A 2,284-nucleotide genomic window follows, 5' to 3' on the forward strand; every position below is an offset into this window, starting at 1 on the left:
GATCGGCTGGAGCGGTCCCGGTCCCGCGCGGAAGCCGCTGCGCGGGGAACTGTCGCGACCGCAACGCCGTGGCCGTACCGCCATGGCCGTGTTGCCTCCGGTCGGGCCGGTCAGTCAGACGAGGTCACGGATGGAGATCGTCTGGTTCCGGCCGGGGCCGACCCCGACGGCCGCCACCGGCACGCCGGCCAGTTCTTCAAGCGTCCTGACGTAGTCGCGGGCGGCCTTCGGCAGATCGTCGAACGACGACGCCTGGGAGATGTCCTCGCCCCAGCCGGGCAGCTCCTCGTAGATCGGCCGGGCGTGGTGGAACTCGGTCTGCGTCATCGGCATCTCGTCGTGCCGCACCCCGTGGACGTCGTACGCCACGCAGACCGGTACCCGGTCGAAGCCGGAGAGCACGTCCAGCTTGGTCAGGAAGAGGTCGGTCAGCCCGTTCACGCGCACCGCGTAGCGGGCGATCACCGCGTCGAACCAGCCGGTGCGCCGGGCCCGGCCGGTGGTCACGCCGAACTCGCCGCCGACGGCGCGCAGCTCGTCGCCGACCTTGTCGGTGAGCTCGGTCGGGAACGGCCCGGAGCCGACCCTGGTCGTGTACGCCTTGCAGATGCCGATCACCCGGGTGATCCTTGTCGGCCCGATGCCCGAGCCGGCCGCGGCCCCGCCCGCGGTCGGGTTCGACGACGTGACGAAAGGGTAGGTCCCGTGGTCGACGTCGAGGAGGGTGCCCTGGGAGCCTTCCAGGAGCACGACCTGGCCGTCCCGTAACGCCCTGTCGAGCACGAGGCCGGTGTCGGCGATGTGCGGCCCGAGCCGCTGCGCGTACACGCTGTACTCGTCGACGACCTTGTCCACCTCGAGGGCGCGCCGGTTGTAGATCTTGGTCAGGATCTGGTTCTTCTCCCGCAGCGCCAGCTCCAGCTTCGCCCGGAAGATCCCGGGGTCGAGCAGGTCCTGGACGCGGATGCCGGTCCGGGCGATCTTGTCGCCGTAGGTCGGGCCTATGCCGCGGCCGGTGGTGCCGATCCGCGCCTTGCCGAGATAACGTTCGGTGACTTTATCGAGCGCCCGGTGGTGAGGCATGATCAGATGTGCGTTCGCGCTGATCAGCAGTCGGGACACGTCGATGCCGCGGGCGGTGAGCCCGTCCATCTCCTGGAGCAGGACGCCGGGATCCACGACAACGCCGTTACCGATCACCGGCACGCAGTCCGCGCGCAGCACGCCGCTGGGGATCAGGTGCAGGGCATAGCTCTCCGCGCCGATGACAACGGTGTGTCCGGCATTGTTACCCCCCTGATACCGGACGACGAAGTCGACCGCACCGCCGAGCAGGTCGGTCGCTTTCCCCTTGCCTTCATCGCCCCACTGGGCACCGATCAGCACGAGCGCAGGCACCGGGCGAGGTTACCTGGCCCGCCCGGCTCAGGGATGTCACATCGCCGACGGAGTACGGCGAGATCTTCAGGGCAGTCATCGCGGGCGCCTGCCCGCAGGTGTCATCAAACTCCCGTCCGCACCGATCACCCCCTCGGGAGTCCACTTGCATTACTGAGGGTTACTGTGGAGTCTGTATTTCGGTAAGGCGAGTAGTCGATCGGGACGGGGGTGTCACGGTGGCTGCTGTCACCGCCCGCTCCGTGGGCGCCGAGGACTCCGGCCGGAGCACCAGCCAGAACACCAGCACAGCACGGGACACGGCAGCCGACCAGCCGCCCGCCGCCGACACGGCCACGGCCGAGCCGTCCGGGCCGGCACGGCCGTCCACCCAGCCGGACCGGTCCGGGCAGCCGGAACAGTCGACACCGACGTCAATACCGACAGTAACAACACCAATAGCCACATCGGCCACCGGCCAGATCGCCGCAGGCCCGTCCGGACAGGACCCCGAGCAGAACCCGGTGGACGGCGGCCCGCCGCGCCACGGCCACCCGGTGAACCACACCGGCCCCGTGAACGACGACACCCCGGCAACCGGTGAGAACGCGGTGGGTGACGGCAACACGGCGAACGGCGGCAGCGCCGCGAGCGGCGGCAGCGCCGCGAGCGGCGGCAGCCCGGTGAACGGCAGCAACGCGGCGAACCGCGGGAACCCGGTGGGTGGCGGGAACACGGCGAACCGCGGGAACTCGGTGAGTGGCGGGAACACGGCGAACCGCGGCACCGCCGCGAGCGGCGGCGGCCCGGTGAACGGCAGGCCGTCCGAAGCCCTGATGAACGGCAGGCCGCCGGGGGTGGCCGCGACAGGCGGTGGCTCCGCGCCGCCGCCCGCCCCCGCCGGGGA

Annotated in this window: 1 protein-coding gene and 1 pseudogene; both read right to left on the reverse strand. The window is 70.8% G+C overall.

Annotation, left to right across the window (positions count from 1 at the left end; genetic code table 11):
* Nucleotides 1–114: 114 nt before the first annotated feature.
* Nucleotides 115–1,398: an adenylosuccinate synthase gene (locus tag AC5LUJ_RS18705; RefSeq protein ID WP_250281932.1), complete on the reverse strand. Its 1,284-nt coding sequence runs from the start codon at nucleotides 1,396–1,398 to the stop codon at nucleotides 115–117.
* Nucleotides 1,399–1,558: 160 nt separating this feature from the next.
* A pseudogene (locus tag AC5LUJ_RS18710) lies at nucleotides 1,559–2,284 on the reverse strand (hypothetical protein); the annotation flags it as partial.

Source organism: Protofrankia sp. CiP1_Cm_nod3, from assembly GCF_982290655.1.